This window comes from Frateuria sp. sgz306004 (assembly GCF_057750885.1).
Map to the genome: position 1 here is coordinate 418,552 of NZ_JBYLFE010000003.1, position 17,753 is coordinate 436,304.

Sequence of the window (17,753 nt, forward strand, 5' to 3'; positions counted from 1 at the left end):
TGGTGGCATCGTCAGCCACGGCCGGATCCTGTCAGGGGGTGTACGGGGTGGCCTGAGGCACTCGCCCGCCCGTCCCGCATAACGTCCTGCGCAGGAAGTCGTCGTCGCGCCACGCGCGACCAGGCCCGGTTCGATCGCGGCCACTGACCGTGTACGCGAGACGACGGCCGGCCCATAGGGGATGACGCTGTTGTCTTTCAGGGGGTGCTTATGCGCGGACTTCTTCGCATTGCGTGTCTGATGGCTTGCCTGCTCTGCCTGCCGTGGTCCATCGCCGCGGCGGCGCCGGGAGCGTGCCGGCTGATCGATCCATCCACCTGCGCCAACGCCAATGAACTGGTGCGCTCCAACGGGTTCGTGCAAGCGTTGGGGCACTTCACCATCGACGGCAAGGCCAGCTACTTCAAATCCAACCGCTCACTGACCGAGCAGGCCATGACCAGTCTTGGCGGATCGTCCGATGGCGTGGTCAACCTGCCGGACAAGCGCTTCCTGTTCGTGGGTTGTCCGTCTCGCGACTGTCGCGGCAACGGCGCCGCCATCATTCTCAACGAGTACGGCCAGATCGAAGCGCTGGCGTTCTCGAGCTTCCATTGCAACGACATCTGCGATGAAGCAAGGCATCTGGACTTCTATGTCCGTAAGGACAACCAGGACGAAGCGCTGCTCGCAACCCTCAAGTCCTGGGGCACCAGCGAAAAGCTCCACAACGCGTTGCTCAACCCCGACGCGGACGATGGCATCGACGCGCGTATGGACGTTCATGTGATTCCTTGAGGTGGCGGGGGCCGTCATGGTGCTGTGCGGACGGATCTTCCCGTCCGCCGAGCGCGGGCGTGGCCGGTCGGCCAAGTCGGCAGGCCAATATCCAGTTCTGACGTTCCCCGTATCTGCCGATATGGAGCGAGTGGCGCGGGGGTCTGCTCGTCGTCAAAAAGGGAGTGGATGCTTCCACGTGCCGGCGCGCGCGCACCGTCGGAGCTTACTGACGAATTGGAGTTGCTGTGTGAGCCGGGTGGAGCGTGCGGAAGGAAATCCAGCGCATTCAATCGGAGGCACCAGGTCTGCATTGGGATTCTGCCCTTGACAGCCTGGCGGTCGGATCCGCTCAGATGCGCATGACCTGGCAAATGACATTTCCCATGTCGGTACCGATAGGGTCGAAACTCCGAATGCTTGACGTGACCTTCCCGCATTCTCTGACTCGGTATCGCCACGCACTAACGGAAGCCGCGGCGTTCAGGGATTGGCAACTCGCCAGCATCGATGGTCGAGCGCGCATTTTCTGACGGTGGCGCAAAGAAACGATGAGCGTCGCTAGGCGCTGACTGACATCGATGGCCGCTCGCGCTTCTTCGATCACTCGCGGGTGTGATCCATGGCCGCCTTTCGCCGGCGCTGGCGCATGGCGAAACGATCACCTTGGCTAGGCCAGCTACGGGCGCGCGTTTCGGTGGCTGGTTTTTCGCCCTCAGCTGTAAGAGCGCAACACCTACATCTTATGCAGGTTACAGGCCGATCATTTAGCGTCGATTGTGGCGTGACGTGCTGTCGCGCATGTCTGATGTCGAGTGCAAGGCAATTGAGAAGCAGCGCACATGTTGCTGCAATTTTGTAAGTTTGCGACCTTGCGATTAGTAGTCTGCTGCTTTGATCTAGTGGATGTTGACCTACGGCAGTGAAGACATTGGTGTGTTCATCATCAGTGATATTCGCTCGCACGTTAAGGGTTGCGCCCTCTGCGCCGCCCCCGATCCCATTCTTATCCTTGTGAAGTACCCGTGATGCGCTTTGGGTACGGCTTGGTCATTTTCGATGCATCGACGCTTTTGGTGCTCGCCCTGACCTCCCCAGTCGTCAAGCTTCCTTAATCGCAAGTTTCGCCAACAGCGCGCGAGGAATCGCGCGGCGGGCCAGTTTGCGCTAGCGGCCACGCCTACACATACAAATTTTGGAGAATCAAGTAATGAACAAGACATATCGGGTCATTTGGAGCGCTGCGCTGAGCAAGTGGGTCGTGGCTTCGGAGTTGGCGACCAGCAAGGGCAAGAGCAAGACGCGCCAGGTGGCGCAGGGTGTAGCTTGCGCGATGGGTTTCGGCCTGACTATGTTTGCGAGTTCCGCTAACGCTGGTTATGTCGGCTTCTTGGATCCAATCGTCAAAGCATATGCAGTTGGGCTGGGAGACACTGGCGTGGGTGATGGTGCTAACGCCGATTGGGGCTGCGACCAACAGAGTGCTGCCGTCAACTCAGACTATGCGTCGGCACTTGGTTACAATGCGAGCGCGCTTGGCAAGGGTTCGACAGCTCTTGGTGCAGGCGCCGCTGCGGGTCTCGGTGGACTTTGCGGCCCCAGTATTGCCGCTACCGCTGTAGGTGCGGGGGCGCAGGCGCTGGCAATTAACGCAACTGCCCTTGGTAATAATTCTGTTGCACGTGGCGGTAGTAGCACGGCAATTGGTCAGGATGCTTCAGTGACCGCCGCCAGGGGCGTCGCGTTAGGTCAAGGCACAAGAGTTTCAGCGGCGGACTCCGTTGCGCTGGGTCAGGGATCGGTGGCCGATCGTACTAAGACCGTATCCATCGGAGCGGCCGGACTTGATCGCCAGCTCGTGCATGTTGCGATTGGAACGCAAGATACTGACGCTGTGAACGTAAGCCAGTTGAAGGCGAGTGGTTTGATCGACCCCAACGGTAATGCACTCGCGGCAGTGGTTTATGACGATGCAAACAAGACCAGTGTCACGCTGAACAGCGGCGGTGGCCCGGTAGCGTTGAAGAATGTGGCAAACGGCGTTAACCCTGCTGACGCCGTAAATATGGCTCAGTTGAACGAAACCAATGAGCTGATCGCCAATCTTCCGCTTGGCCTGGTGCAGCAGGCGGCTGCGGGCAGCAACCTGACGGTAGGCGCAGCGACCGACGGCGCGGCGGTGGACTTTGCCGACCAGAATGGCAAGGCTCGCACGTTGGCGAACGTGGAGGCCGGCGTGAATGCCAACGATGCCGTGAATGTCAGCCAGCTGAAGGATGCTGGTCTGATCGACAGCAACGGTAACTCGTTTGCCGCGGTGGTCTATGACGACGCGACCAAGCAGCGCGTCACCTTGGGTAACGCAGGTGCGCCGGTGGTGCTGGACAACGTGGCGGCTGGTTCGCTCGCCTCGGGTAGCCTTGAGGCCGTGAATGGTAGCCAGTTGAATGCTGCGGCGCAGAGCGTGGCTGATGCATTGGGCGGCGGTGCAACGTTCAATGCGTCGACCGGCACGGTGACGAAGCCGACCTACGTGCTGACCGACGTCAATGGTTCGCTTATCTATAACAATGTCGGTGACGCGCTGGACAACCTTGATGGTCGCGTGCTGGGTAACACCACCAACATCACCAACCTGACCAATGATCTGAAGCAGGGCAAGATCGGCCTGGTGCAGCAGGCGGCTGCGGGCAGCAACTTGACGGTAGGCGCAGCGACCGACGGTGTGGCGGTGGACTTTGCCGACAAGAATGGCAAGACCCGCACGTTGGCGAACGTTACGGCTGGCGTTCAAGCCAATGACGCCGTGAACGTGAGCCAGCTGACCACGGCTGCGCAGAGCGTGGCCAAGGCACTGGGCGGCAATGCAACGTTCGATGCATCGACTGGCACGGTGACGGCGCCGACCTACGTGTTGACCGACGTCCAAGGCTCGCACATCTATAACAATGTCGGTGACGCGCTGGATGACCTTGATGGCCGCGTGCTGGGCAACTCCACCAACATCACCAACCTGACCAATGATCTGAACCAGGGCAAGATCGGCCTGGTGCAGCAGGCGGCTGCGGGCAGCAACCTGACGGTAGGCGCAGCGACCGACGGTGTGTCGGTGGACTTTGCCGACCAGAATGGCAAGACCCGCACGCTGGCGAACGTGACGGCTGGCGTTGATGCCAATGACGCCGTGAACGTGAGCCAGCTGACCACGGCAGGGCAGAGCGTGGCCGATGCACTGGGTGGCGGTGCGTCGTTCGACGCGTCGACGGGCACGGTGACAGCGCCGTCGTACGAGTTGAAGGACGAGTCCGGTAACGCCGAAACGTTCAACAACGTGGGCGACGCCCTGTCGCAGATCGATGGCCGCGTGGCGAACAACACCACCAACATCTCCAACCTGACCAATCAGCTGAATCAGGGCCAGATCGGTCTGGTGCAGCAGGCGGCAGCCGGTGAGAACCTCACCGTGGGCAAGGATACCGACGGTGAGGCGGTGGACTTTGCCGACAAGAGCGGCAGCACCCGCACGCTGAAGAACGTGACCGCCGGCGTGGATGACAACGATGCAGTGAACGTGAGCCAGCTGACCACGGCAGGTCAGAGCGTGGCCGATGCACTGGGTGGCGGTGCAACGTTCGATGCGTCGACGGGCACGGTGACAGCGCCGTCGTACGAGTTGAAGGACGAGTCCGGTAATGCCGAAACGTTCAACAACGTGGGCGTCGCCCTGTCGCAGATCGATGGCCGCGTGGCGAACAACACCACCAACATCTCCAACCTGACCAATCAGCTGAATCAGGGCCAGATCGGTCTGGTGCAGCAGGCCGCTCCGGGTCAGAACCTCACAGTGGGCGCGGCAACCGATGGTGTGGCCGTGGACTTTGCCGATGTGAACGGTGACACCCGCACGCTGAAGAACGTGACTGCCGGTGTGGAAGACACCGACGCCGTGAACGTGAGCCAGCTGAAGGATGCCGGCCTGATCGACAGCAACGGCAACGCGCTGGCCGCAGTGACCTACGACCAGAACGCCGATGGCTCGCCGAACCTCGGTAGCATTACGCTGGGCAAGGGCGGTGCGCCGGTGTCGCTGAAGAACGTGGCCGACGGCATCGACGACAACGACGCCGTGAACGTGAAGCAGCTCAAGGGAGTGGGCCTGATCGACAACAATGGCAACCTGATGGACGCCGTGGTGTACGACCCGGGCATGAACCGTGGTCAGGTGACCCTGGGTGGTGTGGGCGCGCCGGCACCGGTGGTGCTGACGAATGTGCAGGACGGCCAGAACCACTACGACGCCGTGAACTTCGGCCAGTTGTCGGGCCTGCGCGGCGAGCTGATGGGCCACATCACCAACATCGATAGCCGCGTCACCATCCTGGAAGAAGGCGGAGTCGGTATCCCGCAGCCGCTGGACTTCCTGGCAGGTAACGCTGGCCCGTCCGTCAACAATGCGGCGAACGCGGGTGAGACCGCGGGTGTGGCCTTGGGCTACAACTCCGTTGCGGCAGGCGATAATGCTTCCGCGCTGGGTCACCACGCCGAGGCCATGGGTACATTTGGTCTGGCCGCCGGTAACGACTCCCATGCGGGTGGCGACAACGGCACCGCACTGGGTGGCAAGGCCGAGGCATTCTCCAATGGCGGCACCGCCGTCGGCGCCAACAGCACGGTGACGGTGGAAGCCACCAACGCGGTGGCCCTGGGTGCCGGCTCGGTGGCCAATCAGGCCAACAGCGTGTCGGTGGGTGCAGCGGGTGCCGAGCGCACCGTCACCAATGTGGCGGCCGGCGTGAATGCGACCGATGCGGTGAACGTGTCCCAGCTCAACGCGATGAGCGACTGGGCACAGAACTACACCGACCAGGCGTTCAACGCGCTGTCGCGCAGCATCAACAAGACCCAGCGTCGCGCGTCGGCTGGCACGGCTTCGGCCATCGCCATGGCGAACATGCCGCAGGCCTACCAGCCGAACATGAACACGGTGTCGGCAGGTGTTGGTACGTTCAACGGCCAGAACGCCATCTCCGTTGGCATGACGGGCATCACGGAGAACGGTCGCTGGATCCTGCGCGCAGGCCTCACGGCTAACAGCCAGGGTGACAAGGGTGCCGGCATGGGCGCCGCCTACGCCTGGTAAGCAGTACGCTCCAATTGCCGTTTCTCGGCAAAGCCGAACCCTTCGGGGTTCGGCTTTTTTTCATGCGATTTAGGGAAGGTCTGATTAATCGACCTCTTGTCCGTCATTCCTGCTCCTGCCCCTTTTTTGGGGTTCGCCGGGATGACGATCAAAATCAGCGTTTCCTTAGTTCGCGTGGGCGTCCAGCACGATGCGATAGCGTGCCTTGCCGTCGGCAAGGTGCTTCAAGGCCTCGTTGACTCGGCTCATGGGAAACATTTCCACTTGCGGGCGAATATCGTGACGGGCGGCGAAATCGAGCATGGTGGCGATATCCACCGGCGAGCCGGTGGGCGAGCCCGACACTTCGCGCTGCGCTCCGATCAGTGAAAAGGCGGGCACCGGAATCGGCTCCAGCACGGCACCCACCACATGCATGCGGCCGCGAGGCGCGAGCGTGCCGATAAAGGCGTTCCAGTTGAGCGGCACGTTCACTGTGACGAGCAACAAGTCGAACGTGCCCGCAACCGCAGCAATGGCATCGGCGTCTTGGCTGGACACGACATGATGCGCGCCGAAGCTGCGCGCCTCGTCCGCCTTGGCAGCGGTGGAGGTGAAGGCGGTTACCTCGCAGCCCCAGGCCTTGGCGAACTTGATGGCCATATGGCCCAGCCCACCAATGCCCACTACACCCACGCGCGCGCTGGGGCTGATGTCGTAGACCAGGAAGGGTTCCAATACGGTAATGCCGCCGCACAGCAGCGGTCCGGCACTGGGCAGGTGCAGACGCTCGGGCAGCGGAACGGCCCAGGCCCAATGGGCGCGCACTTTGTCGGCGAATCCGCCGTGGTGTCCACCAATGGTCGGCGTGGCGCTGGCACACAGATTCTGGTGACCGGACAAGCATTGGCGGCAATGCATGCAGCTTTCCGCTGTCCAGCCGATGCCCACCTTTTGCCCCACCTTCAAACCCTTGGCCTGCGGGCCTAGGGCGGTGACGCGCCCAATCACTTCATGGCCCGGCACGAACGGAAAGCGGGACATGCCCCATTCGTTGTGGATCATGGACAGGTCGGAGTGGCAGATGCCGCAATAGTCCACGGCCACCTCCACCTCCTCGGCACCCAACGGCCCCAGGTCGAACTCCGTGTGAACCAGCGGTTGACCCGCCTGTTGTACGGCCCAGCCCTTGATGGTCGACATGACATGACTCCAGCGATTGGTATAAGGGAAAAAACCACAGCATAGTCGAGTCGCCGTGCGCCTTTCGTGTATGGGCGAGCCTGTCGTTGGCATGGACGCGCGGGGCGGCTCTTGGCATGCTGATCCATCCCTTTTCCCCGGAGTGCTCCCCATGCAGTATCGACGTCTTGGCAAATCCGGCTTGCAGCTTTCCGCGCTCTCGTTCGGCGCGTGGGTTACCTTTGGGCGGCAAGTGGGGCGTTCGTTGGCGCGCGACCTGCTCGCCATGGCGCACGATCACGGCATCAACTTTTTCGACAACGCCGAAACCTACAACCACGGTGTGGCCGAAACCTTGATGGGCGACGTGCTGGCCGACCTGCGTTTTCCGCGCGACAGCTATTGCGTGTCGAGCAAGGTGTTCTTTGGCGCGGTGGATAACCCGCTGCCGACCCAGCGCGGCCTGTCGCGCAAGCATGTGATCGAAGCCTGTCACCAGGCACTGCAGCGACTGCGCGTGGAGCACCTCGATTTGTACTTCTGCCATCGCCCCGATCCGGATACGCCCATCGAGGAAACGGTGGCCGCCATGGACACATTGGTGCGTCAAGGCAAGGTGCTCTACTGGGGCACCAGCGAGTGGCCGGCGGAGGCCATCATCGAGGCGCATCGCGTGGCGCGCGAGAACCACATGTTCGCGCCGGTGATGGAGCAGCCGCAGTACAACCTGTTGCATCGCGAGCGCGTGGAAACCGAGTACGCGCCGCTGTACGCCAACTACGGCATGGGCACCACCATCTGGTCGCCGCTGGCGTCCGGATTGCTTACCGGCAAGTACAACGATGGGGTGCCGGGCGATGCGCGCCTTGCGCAGCCAGGTTATGAGTGGCTGCGCGAAGCCATCCTGGAGCAGGGCGGCGAGCGCATCGACAAGGTGCGGCGACTGGCGCCGATCGCGGCCGACCTTGGCGTCTCACAGGCGCAGTTGGCGCTCGCGTGGTGCCTGGTCAATCCGCACGTATCCACGGTCATGCTCGGCGCGAGCAAGCTGGAGCAGCTCGAACACAATCTCGCAGCGTTGGACTTGCTGCCGCGCCTGGACACTACGGTGCTCGCTCGCATCGAGGCGGCGGTGGCCTGACCCGTCGTGCCGGCAGCGCCCGCGTGCTGCCCGCGTTTGCCGGCATTTCGCCCTTTGCTTGCCGCCGTACGCGCGCGCGGCGGCCACATGCTGCCGCGTCGCCTGGATTCAGGTCACCACACAGGGAGTTTGTTCGCATGAAGGTCTTCGTTCGTCGCGCATGTTTGATCGGCTTGGCCGCATTCGCGGCCTCCGCCGCACAGGCCGAGTCACCCGATTGGAGTGCGCCGCAGAAACCCTTCCACGTCTATGGCAATACCTACTACGTGGGCACCACGGGCCTCAGCGCCATCCTGATCAAAACTTCCAGCGGGCTGGTGCTGATCGACGGCACGCTGGAAGGAAACAAGGCGCAAATCGAGGCGAACATCCAGCACCTGGGCTTTCGCGTGAGCGATATCCGGCTCATCCTCAACTCGCACGCGCACTTCGATCACGCGGGTGCGATCGCCGCCTTGGCTCACGACAGCGGCGCCAAGGTCGTGGCGAGTGTTGCCGGCGCGCGTGCCTTGTCCTTGGGTGGCAAGGACAAGGCCGATCCGCAGTTCGGCGAAGCGAGCCCATTTACCCCGGTGCCGTCCGTGCAAACCATCGCCGACGGCGGTGTGTTGCAGCAGGGCGACGTGGCGCTCACCGCGCATTACACGCCAGGTCATACGCCCGGCAGCACCACCTGGACCTGGGAATCGTGCGAAGCCAGTCGATGCGTGCACATGGTGTATGCCGACAGCCTGGGAGCCTTCGCCGCCGATGGCTTCCAATTCAGCGACCCGGCGCATCCGGAGCGTGTTGCGGATTACCAGCGCGGCATAGCCACCATCGCAACCTTGCCGTGCGACATCCTGATGAGCCCGCACCCGGACCAGGCTCAGCTGCTGGAACGCATCGCCAAGCGCGACGCCGGCGTGAAGCCGAACCCGCTGATCGACAGTAACGCTTGCCGAGCATATGCCGCCGCCGGAGAGGCCAAGCTCAAGGCACGCCTTGCCAAGGAACAAGCCGCGCGGGGTGCTGCCAAGGGGCCTTGATCGGCATGGTTGACACTTAAATGAGAATTATTATCATCTAAGTGTCACCCGACGACAGCGGAGCATCCCGATGACCACCACGGTTCTGCCTCTTACCCCCGGCGCGGACGCGTTGGCGCGCCCGTTCCGGCTGCTCAGCCTGAAGAAGCTGCCGGATCTCGCCGGCGAAACCCGCCGCATCACCAGCGAGCTGTTGCTCAAGGGCGGCCGCGAACTGGTGATCCAGCACCAGGGCAACGAGTACCGCCTGCGGCTCACCCGCAACGACAAGCTCATCCTCACCAAATAACCCGCTCCCCCGATGGAGCTTCATGGGGCAGGGACGCCCAATTCTCGCGGCGACGACTTGATCGCCGCGCCATCCATCAGGCCTATCGCCACGCGGTTCCCGTGGAACGCCAGCCGGGTCGACTCGCAGCCCCCGCTCACGCCGTCGGCGTGCCAGGGGTTTAAGGAGACAGACGATGTTCGGTTGGCTCGCCCACGCGCTGGCCGCGGCACGTGCCACGGCACCCGTAAGCGAAAGCGGCATCACCCGCTGCAGCGTGGCCATGCACGGCGACGAACTGGCCGCCTGCCTGCCATTGCTCGGCAGCGTGCTGTGCCTGCCGGCGCAGCGCGCGATAGGCGACGAATGCGCCACGTCGGCGGGCTGGCTGGTGGCGCGGCGCGAACTGGCGCCCTTGCTGCACACGCGCGAACTGCTGGTGTCGAGCATGATTGGCGCGGACGGCCCGCGCGAATGGATCGATGCACGCGATGCCAACGGTGCGCCGTGCGCACGCTTGTATCTTTTGCCCGACACCGACTACCTGGCCTGGGATGCCTTGTTGGCGCGCGCCCGTCATCTGCCGGCCGCACCGCTGAGCGCGCAGCGCCTGGGGTATCAGGTGACGCAGGCGGAATTGGTTTACTTCCACGTGCGCCGCCTGGGCGCGCTGCATCTGCTGGACAGCACCGGCGCCGGTGCCGTTTCAAGGCTGGGGCGGGGCATTGCCCATGACGTGGCACGGGCGGCTTCGGTGGCGTTGGCCGGCAGCTGAGCGTGGCCTGCCTGCGGGCTCGTCCGCGGACGCTTGTCCGCTTGTCCGTCCGGGTGTCCGCGGACAACCCACGCTCGGCACGGCGTCGCCGCAACTGCATGAAAAATAGCGAATAAACATTCATCGAAGGGTTGGCACGCGGTTTGCTGATACAGGGTCAGGGGCCGCACTGTCCGCGGCCAGGGACCCGTCGATGATTCGAGATACCTCCGCCCAAGACCGTCTGGTCGAGGTCAAGCCCAACCGCAAGCGTCGCACCGTGTGGATCGGTGTCGGCGTGGCCGTGCTGGCCTTGATCGCCCTGTTCGGGCCGCGCATTGGCCGCCTGTTCTCGGCGGATGCCTCCGTGAGCAGCTCGCGACTCGCCTTCGCCACCGTGCAGCGTGGTCCTTTCGTGCGCGACATCGCCGCCGAAGGCAAGGTCGTGGCCGCCGTCAGCCCGACCCTCTACGCCACCTACGGCGGCGCGGTCACCCTCAAGGTGCATGCCGGCGACGCGGTGAAGAAGGGCCAGGTGCTGGCCGTCATCGCCAGCCCCGAACTCACCAACAAGCTTGCGCAGGAACAGAGCGCCGCCGACGCCATGCAAGTGGACTACCTGCGCGCGCAGATCGACGCGCGCAAGAAGCGCGGCGAACTGCAGAAGGCCTACGACGACGCGCAGATCGACACGCAAAGTGCCGAGCGCGATCTCACCCGTTACCAGAAGGCCTTCACCCAGGGCGCCGTGCCGAGCATGAACGTAGACAAGGCCAAGGACGCGCTGGACAAGGCCAAGAACACCTTGGTGCACGCCAAGGCCGATCTGGGCACGGACAACGACAGCCTGAACTTCGACATCCAGTCCAAGAAGCTCGCCCACGATCGCCAGCTGCTGCTGGTGAAAGACCTGGAGCGCCAGGTCGACGACCTCAACGTGAAGTCGCCGGTGGATGGCCAGGTCGGTCAGCTCTTCATTGCCGAGCGCGCCACTGTCGCCAAGGACGCCCAACTGCTCAGCGTGATCGACCTCTCCGCGCTGGAAGTGGAAATGAAGGTGCCGGAAAGCTTCGCCCGCGACCTTGGCATCGGCATGTCCGGCGAAATCAGCGGCAACGGCGCCACCTGGAAGGGCCTGGTCAGCGCGATCTCGCCGGAAGTCGTCAACGGCGAAGTGGCCGCCCGCCTGCGCTTCGAAGGCGAAACGCCCAAGCAGCTGCGCCAGAACCAGCGCCTGTCCGTGCGCATCCTGCTCGACAAGCGCGACAACGTACTCACGGTGCAGCGCGGCTCCTTTGTCGACGAATCCGGCGGCAGCTATGCCTACATCGTGCACGACGGCGTCGCGGAGAAGCACACCATCCGCGTGGGTGCCAGCAGCATCGACAAGGTGGAGATCCTCGACGGCCTGAAGGAAGGCGACAACATCGTGATCTCCGGTACCGACAGCTTCAAGGGCGCGCAGCGCGTCGCCATCAGCAACTAACCACCACTGAAGGACACAACCATGCTCAAGATGACCCATCTGTCCAAGGTCTACCGCACCGAAGTGGTGGAGACCTATGCGCTGCGCGACTTCAACATCAACGTCAACGAAGGCGAGTTCGTCGCCGTCACCGGCCCCTCCGGCTCGGGCAAGACCACCTTCCTCACCATCGCCGGCCTGCTGGAAACCTTCACGGGTGGCCAGTACCACCTCGATGGGGTGGAGGTCAGCAACCTCAACGACAACGAGCGCTCGCGCATCCGCAACGAGAAGATTGGCTTCATCTTCCAGGCGTTCAACCTGATCCCCGACCTCAACGTGTTCGACAACGTGGAAGTGCCCCTGCGCTATCGCGGCATGAAGGCCGCCGAGCGCAAGGAGCGCATCATGCACTCGCTCGAACGCGTCGGTCTGGCCTCGCGCGCCAAGCACTATCCGGCCGAACTCTCCGGCGGCCAGCAGCAGCGCGTGGCCATTGCCCGCGCGCTGGCCGGTACCCCGCGCCTGCTGCTGGCGGACGAACCCACCGGCAACCTGGACACCCAGATGGCCCGCGGCGTGATGGAGCTGCTGGAGGAGATCCATCGCGAGGGCGCCACCATCGTCATGGTCACGCATGACCCGGAACTGGCCGCACGCGCCCAGCGCAACGTGCACATCATCGACGGCCAGGTGGTGGATCTGGCGGAAGACCCGCGCTTCCACCACAGCGTCCAGGCCGCACGCGCCAACTCGCCGGCCTGAGTGGCTGACCTTACCGGCGGCCCATCGGGGCCGCCGGCCCGACCTTCATGAGCGGACGCCCATGTTTGCCTACTACTTCCAGCTTGGTCTGCGCAGTCTCCGCAAGAACCCGTTACTGACCGCCCTGATGGTGCTGGCGATCGGTTGCGGTGTCGCCGCTTCGATGACGACCTATTCGGTGTTCCGCGCGACGTCCAACAACCCCATCCCACAAAAGTCCTCGCAGCTCTACGTGCCGCAGATCGACAACTGGGGGCCGGAATCGTCCAAGGACAACAAGGGTGAGCCGCCCAACGCGATGACTTACACCGACGCCATCAACCTGATGCGCGACAAACGGGCAACGCGCCAGACCGCGTTGTATCCGACGGCCATGTCCATCGTGCCCGCCGACCCGGCCATGTTGCCGTTCCGCGAAACCAGCTACGGCTGGTACGCCGATGCGTTCGAGATGTTCGACATTCCGTTCCTCTATGGGCACGGGTGGACAGCGGGCGAAGACGATTCGCACGCCGCCGTGGCGGTGATCGGCAAGGCGCTCAACGAAAAGCTGTTCAATGGCGGCAACAGCGTAGGCAAGAACATCAACCTCAACGGTCGCGACTACCGCATCGTCGGCGTGGCCGACAAGTGGAATCCCGAGCCGGTGTTCTACGACGTCACCAACACCAACGGATTCGACGATCCCATCGAAGTGTTCATCCCCTTCACGCGTGCCGTGGAGTTGAAGACGCCGACCAACGGCAACAACAACTGCAACCACGATGCAGGCAACGGTTGGGATGCGTGGATTCGCTCCGAATGCGTGTGGCTGGGCTTCTGGGCCGAATTGCCGACCAAGGCCGAAGCCGATGCCTATCGCCAGTACCTCAATGGCTACTCGGCCGAGCAGCAGCGCGCAGGCCGCTTCCGTTGGGCGCCCAATACCCGGCTGCGCAACGTAGTGGAATGGCTGGATTATCAGAAGGTCGTGCCGCAGGAGGCAAAGGTCTCGCTGATGGTTTCGCTGGGCTTCCTGTTGATCTGCCTGGTGAACACCGTGGGTCTGTTGCTGGCCAAGTTCATGCGCCGCTCCTCGGAGATCGGTGTGCGCCGCGCGCTGGGTGCCACGCGCAAGGAAATCTACATTCAGTTCCTGATCGAAGCGGCGGCCATTGGTCTGGCCGGTGGTGTGGTGGGCCTGCTGCTCACGGGTCTGGGCGTCATGGGCGTGTCGCTGGTGTTCGAGCCGGACATCGCCAAGCTCGCCACGCTCGACGTGTCGCTGGTGCTGCTGACCATGCTGCTGGCCATCCTGGCGACGGTGCTGGCGGCCTTCTATCCCACGTGGCGTGCTGCGCAGGTGCAGCCGGCGTGGCAGCTCAAGTCCAACTGAGGGGACGACCATGATGCAGATCAAGCCCATCCTCGCCGCCCTCAAGCGACACAAGGCAGGCACCATCCTGATTGCCATGCAGATCGCGCTGACCCTGGCGATCGTGTGCAACGCGCTTTTCATCATCAGTCAACGCCTGGAGCGCATCCAGCGGCCGACCGGCATGGTGGAAACCGACCTGATGGCGATCCAGACGCGTTTCGTCGGCCTCGACGAGAACAAGGCGGCGCCGCTCATCAAGGCAGATCTACAGGCCTTGCGTCAGATTCCCGGAGTGCAGGACGCCGTATCCCTCAACTCCTATCCGCTGCGCGGCGGCGGCTGGTCGACGGGCGTGCGCACCGACGTGGATGCGAGGGAATCCAAGGCGCACACCACGCAGTATTTCGGCGACGAACACACGTTGCCCACCATGAGCCTTCACCTCATCGAAGGGCGAAACTTCCGCGCGGACGAGATCATCGAAGCCGATCCGCAGGCGGTGCCCGATCCTGCGGCGATCATCGTGAGCAAGGCGCTGGCCGACAAGATGTATCCCGATGGCCACGCGCTGGGCAAACAGGTCTATATCGGTGACTCCAAGAAGCCCAGCACCATCATCGGCATCGTGGAACGCCTGCAAGTGCCGTGGAACGGTTCATGGTCCGATTCGTTCTACGAGAACGCGTTGATCCAGCCGGTGCAGTTGACCAGTTCGTTCACCAACTACCTGATCCGCGCCAAGCCCGGTCAGCTGAGCGACGTGTTGAAGGCTGCGCCCGCGGTATTGATCAAGACCAACCGCATGCGCGTGATCCCCAACGAACGCGGCGTGCGCAGCTTCGCCCAGGTGCGTGAATATGCGTACAAGGGCGATCGCGGCATGGCGATCCTGATGGGCGTGGTGTGCCTGGTGCTGCTGGGCATCACCGCGGCCGGCATCGTCGGCCTCACCAGCTTCTGGGTCGGTCAGCGCCGCAAGCAGATCGGCGTGCGCCGCGCACTGGGCGCCACCCAGCACGACATCCTGAGCTACTTCCTTACGGAGAATCTGCTCATCGGTGCGGCCGGCGTGGTGATCGGTGCCTTGCTAGCCATCGCGATGAACCTGTGGCTGGTGACGCAGTATGAAATGGCGCGCCTTTCGTTGCCTTACGTGTTGGCCGGTGTCGTAGCCCTGCTGCTCCTGGGGCAAGGCGCCACGCTCGCACCGGCCATGCGCGCCTCGCGCGTGCCGCCGGTGGAGGCAACGCGTTCGGTGTAGGGCACGGCCATCGTCAACCGACGAAGAGCATGTTTGAAGCGTAGTCCGCCAAGCGAAACGAGGTATTCATGAGCGGCATGTTTGTCCACAACCTGCGACTTGGCGCATTCAGCCTGCGGCGCAATCCGCTGCTGACGGCGCTGATGATCATGTCGATCGGGTTTGGTGTGGCGGCCTCGATGGTCACTTTTGCGGTGTTCCGTGCGGTGTCGGGCGATCCGATACCGCAAAAATCATCGCAGTTGTTCGTACCGCAGATCGACAATCGTGGTCCGCAGTACAACCGCAACGGCGAACCGCCCGATGCGCTCAACTACACCGATGCCATGGCGCTCATGCGCGCGCGGAAAGCAGCCCACCAGACGCTGCTGTTCCAGGTTGGCTTGTCGGTGATGCCGCAGGACGCCCACAAGATGCCGTTCAAAGGTCTGGGCTACGCCACCTTCAGCGACTTCTTCACCATGTTCGACGTGCCATTCCAGTACGGCGGTGGCTGGAGCGAGGATCAGGACGATGCACGCGAGCCAGTGGCCGTGATCAGCCGCGCGCTCAACCAGAAAATGTTCGGCGGCGAAAATAGCGTGGGGCGCAGCATCACCTTGGATGATCGGCAGTACCGCATTGTCGGCGTTACCGAAAACTGGGACCCCAAGCCGCGCTTCTTCGACATGTTCAGCGGCAACGCCTATGCCACGCCGTCGCAGATCTATATTCCGTTCAATCACGCCATCGAGCAGAAGATCGACACCTACGGCAACAACAACTGCGGCAGTGACGGCAAACGCGGTGAGAACTGGGATAGCTGGCTGCACGGCGAGTGCGTGTGGATCAGCGCCTGGGTACAACTGGACACACCCGAGCAAGTGCAGGCCTATCGGCAGTACCTGAATGGCTACGCGCAGGAGCAACGACAGGCTGGCCGTTTCAACTGGGCGCCCAACAACCGCCTGCGCAATGTGCACGAATGGCTCGACCACGAGCACGCCGTGCCGCCGGAGAGCCGCATTTCGCTGTCGCTGGCCTTGGGCTTTCTGGTGATCTGCCTGGTCAATACCGTCGGCCTGTTGCTGGCCAAGTTCATGCGCCGCGCGCCGGAGATCGGCGTGCGTCGCGCCCTCGGCGCGTCTCGGGCGGACATCTATCACCAGTTCCTTGCCGAAGCGGCGATGGTCGGTTTAGCGGGCGGTGTGCTCGGTCTGGTGTTGACGGGCTTCGGCATGCTCGGCGTGGGGCTGGTGTTCGAACCGCAGATTGCCAAGCTGGCGCACCTGGATGTGTCGCTGGTGGCGTTGACGTTGTTGCTGGCCGTGCTATCGGCGGTGCTGGCGGCTTTCTATCCCACCTGGCGGGCGGCGCAAGTGCAGCCGGCCTGGCAGTTGAAATCCAACTAAGGCGAGGTGCGAACCGTGCAGATCAAGCCGATTCTTGCCGCGCTACGCCGTCACAAGGCCGGCACCGTGTTGATCGCGATGCAGATCGCGCTCACGTTGGCCATCGTGTGCAATGCCTTGTTCATCATTCAGCAGCGGCTGGCTCACCTGTCCGAGCCTTCGGGCCTGGATGAGCCCAACATCTTCGTGATCCAGAACGAGTGGGTGGGCAACCCGAATGCAGAGCAGGCCGATGCACGCATACGCGAAGACCTGCAGGTACTTCGCGAGCTGCCGGGCGTACGGGATGTAACGCCGAGCAACTCCTATCCCTTGCGCGGCGGTGGCTGGGATGACGCCGTGAAGCTCAAGCCCGACCAGTTGCAAGACAGCTCCGGTGCGACGATCTACTTCGGCGATGAGCACTTCCTGGACACGCTAGGCCTCAAGCTGGTGGCGGGGCGCAATTTCCGCGCCGAGGAAATCACCGCCATGAACATGCGCGATCGCCTGGGTCCGCCCGTGGTGATGATTACCCGCACGCTGGCTGAAAAGCTGTTCCCCGGCGAGGGCGCGGTCGGCAAGACGATCTACCTGATCGGCGGCCCGGCCACTGTGGTGGGCGTGGTGGACTTGTTGCAGGCGCAGAGTGTGGATCGCTGGGCCTCTGGCTTCGCCTATCGCTCGGTGATCGTGCCGCGCCGCCTGGCGATCTCCCTGGGCGCGTTCTATATCGTACGCACCCAGCCCGGCCAGCTAGATACCGTCATGCGCGCCGCGCCCAAAGCGCTGGTGGCGCATAACCCGCGCCGCATCATCGACGATGCGGAGGGTGTGATGAGCTTCGCCGAGGTGCGGTCACACGCCTACGAGCGCGACCGAGGCATGGCCATCCTGATGGGGGTGATCTGCGTGGCGCTGCTGGCCATTACGGCTGCGGGCATCGTTGGCCTCACCAGTTTCTGGGTCGGCCAACGGCGCAAACAGATCGGCGTGCGTCGCGCCCTGGGTGCCACGCGCGGAGACATCCTGCAGTACTTCCTTACCGAGAACCTGCTCATCAGCAGCGGCGGCGTGTTGCTTGGCACGGTGCTGGCGGTGGCGATCAACCTGTGGATGGTGACGCGGTTCGAAATGCATCGCCTGTCATTGCTCTACCTGCTGGGCGGCGTGGTGATCTTGTTGTTGCTCGGCCAAGGCGCGGTGCTTGCACCGGCGCTTCGTGCATCGCGTGTGCCGCCCGTGGAAGCGACGCGCTCGGTGTGAGCTTGCGGAACGTTGGATAGG

At 63.3% G+C, this 17,753-nt stretch carries 13 protein-coding genes; 12 read left to right on the forward strand and 1 reads right to left on the reverse strand.

What is annotated here, in order from left to right; genetic code table 11:
* Positions 1-210 precede the first annotated feature (210 nt).
* The gene (locus AC3G2C_RS08120) at positions 211-777 is read left to right on the forward strand and encodes a hypothetical protein (protein WP_488384119.1); all 567 of its coding nucleotides are present in this window, start codon (positions 211-213) and stop codon (positions 775-777) included.
* A 1,189-nt stretch (positions 778-1,966) separates the two neighbouring features.
* On the forward strand, positions 1,967-5,896 hold the full coding sequence (locus tag AC3G2C_RS08125) for an ESPR-type extended signal peptide-containing protein (protein WP_488384120.1): 3,930 nt from the start codon (positions 1,967-1,969) through the stop codon (positions 5,894-5,896).
* 165 nt (positions 5,897-6,061) lie between these two features.
* Here AC3G2C_RS08125 and ahr read toward each other — a convergent pair whose 3' ends face one another.
* A complete protein-coding gene (gene ahr, locus AC3G2C_RS08130; protein WP_488384121.1) occupies positions 6,062-7,078 on the reverse strand; it encodes an NADPH-dependent aldehyde reductase Ahr in 1,017 nt (338 codons plus the stop codon).
* A 151-nt stretch (positions 7,079-7,229) separates the two neighbouring features.
* On the opposite strand from ahr, the gene AC3G2C_RS08135 reads away from it, so the two are divergent.
* The 10 genes from AC3G2C_RS08135 to AC3G2C_RS08180 all read left to right on the forward strand — a co-directional run bounded on the left by AC3G2C_RS08135 (position 7,230) and on the right by AC3G2C_RS08180 (position 17,732).
* On the forward strand, positions 7,230-8,198 hold the full coding sequence (locus AC3G2C_RS08135; protein WP_488384122.1) for a potassium channel beta subunit family protein: 969 nt from the start codon (positions 7,230-7,232) through the stop codon (positions 8,196-8,198).
* A gap of 137 nt (positions 8,199-8,335) precedes the next feature.
* Positions 8,336-9,226 (forward strand): subclass B3 metallo-beta-lactamase, encoded by an 891-nt coding sequence (gene bla, locus AC3G2C_RS08140; protein WP_488384123.1) that lies wholly within the window; start codon positions 8,336-8,338, stop codon positions 9,224-9,226.
* A gap of 70 nt (positions 9,227-9,296) precedes the next feature.
* Positions 9,297-9,515, forward strand: a complete 219-nt coding sequence (gene hemP, locus AC3G2C_RS08145) for a hemin uptake protein HemP (RefSeq protein WP_488384124.1) — start codon at positions 9,297-9,299, stop codon at positions 9,513-9,515.
* A 175-nt stretch (positions 9,516-9,690) separates the two neighbouring features.
* Positions 9,691-10,269 (forward strand): hypothetical protein, encoded by a 579-nt coding sequence (locus AC3G2C_RS08150; protein WP_488384125.1) that lies wholly within the window; start codon positions 9,691-9,693, stop codon positions 10,267-10,269.
* A 193-nt stretch (positions 10,270-10,462) separates the two neighbouring features.
* Positions 10,463-11,734, forward strand: a complete 1,272-nt coding sequence (locus AC3G2C_RS08155; protein WP_488384126.1) for an efflux RND transporter periplasmic adaptor subunit — start codon at positions 10,463-10,465, stop codon at positions 11,732-11,734.
* A gap of 21 nt (positions 11,735-11,755) precedes the next feature.
* Entirely contained in the window at positions 11,756-12,478 is a 723-nt protein-coding gene (locus AC3G2C_RS08160) for an ABC transporter ATP-binding protein (protein WP_488384127.1), read from the forward strand.
* A gap of 61 nt (positions 12,479-12,539) precedes the next feature.
* Positions 12,540-13,853: an ABC transporter permease gene (locus AC3G2C_RS08165; protein ID WP_488384128.1), complete on the forward strand. Its 1,314-nt coding sequence runs from the start codon at positions 12,540-12,542 to the stop codon at positions 13,851-13,853.
* 10 nt (positions 13,854-13,863) lie between these two features.
* On the forward strand, positions 13,864-15,096 hold the full coding sequence (locus AC3G2C_RS08170) for an ABC transporter permease (protein WP_488384129.1): 1,233 nt from the start codon (positions 13,864-13,866) through the stop codon (positions 15,094-15,096).
* 77 nt (positions 15,097-15,173) lie between these two features.
* On the forward strand, positions 15,174-16,487 hold the full coding sequence (locus tag AC3G2C_RS08175) for an ABC transporter permease (protein ID WP_488384281.1): 1,314 nt from the start codon (positions 15,174-15,176) through the stop codon (positions 16,485-16,487).
* Positions 16,488-16,502: 15 nt separating this feature from the next.
* Positions 16,503-17,732: an ABC transporter permease gene (locus AC3G2C_RS08180; protein WP_488384130.1), complete on the forward strand. Its 1,230-nt coding sequence runs from the start codon at positions 16,503-16,505 to the stop codon at positions 17,730-17,732.
* Positions 17,733-17,753: the final 21 nt, after the last annotated feature.

Excerpts from the sequence above, each read along its gene's own strand:
- AC3G2C_RS08120 (WP_488384119.1), top strand. The coding sequence starts at position 211 with ATGCGCGGACTTCTTCGCATTGCGTGTCTGATGGCTTGCCTGCTCTGC.
- hemP (WP_488384124.1), top strand. The coding sequence starts at position 9,297 with ATGACCACCACGGTTCTGCCTCTTACCCCCGGCGCGGACGCGTTGGCG.
- bla (WP_488384123.1), top strand. The coding sequence starts at position 8,336 with ATGAAGGTCTTCGTTCGTCGCGCATGTTTGATCGGCTTGGCCGCATTC.
- AC3G2C_RS08135 (WP_488384122.1), top strand. The coding sequence starts at position 7,230 with ATGCAGTATCGACGTCTTGGCAAATCCGGCTTGCAGCTTTCCGCGCTC.
- ahr (WP_488384121.1), bottom strand. The coding sequence starts at position 7,078 with ATGTCGACCATCAAGGGCTGGGCCGTACAACAGGCGGGTCAACCGCTG.
- AC3G2C_RS08155 (WP_488384126.1), top strand. The coding sequence starts at position 10,463 with ATGATTCGAGATACCTCCGCCCAAGACCGTCTGGTCGAGGTCAAGCCC.
- AC3G2C_RS08125 (WP_488384120.1), top strand. The coding sequence starts at position 1,967 with ATGAACAAGACATATCGGGTCATTTGGAGCGCTGCGCTGAGCAAGTGG.
- AC3G2C_RS08175 (WP_488384281.1), top strand. The coding sequence starts at position 15,174 with ATGTTTGTCCACAACCTGCGACTTGGCGCATTCAGCCTGCGGCGCAAT.
- AC3G2C_RS08165 (WP_488384128.1), top strand. The coding sequence starts at position 12,540 with ATGTTTGCCTACTACTTCCAGCTTGGTCTGCGCAGTCTCCGCAAGAAC.
- AC3G2C_RS08160 (WP_488384127.1), top strand. The coding sequence starts at position 11,756 with ATGCTCAAGATGACCCATCTGTCCAAGGTCTACCGCACCGAAGTGGTG.
- AC3G2C_RS08150 (WP_488384125.1), top strand. The coding sequence starts at position 9,691 with ATGTTCGGTTGGCTCGCCCACGCGCTGGCCGCGGCACGTGCCACGGCA.
- AC3G2C_RS08170 (WP_488384129.1), top strand. The coding sequence starts at position 13,864 with ATGATGCAGATCAAGCCCATCCTCGCCGCCCTCAAGCGACACAAGGCA.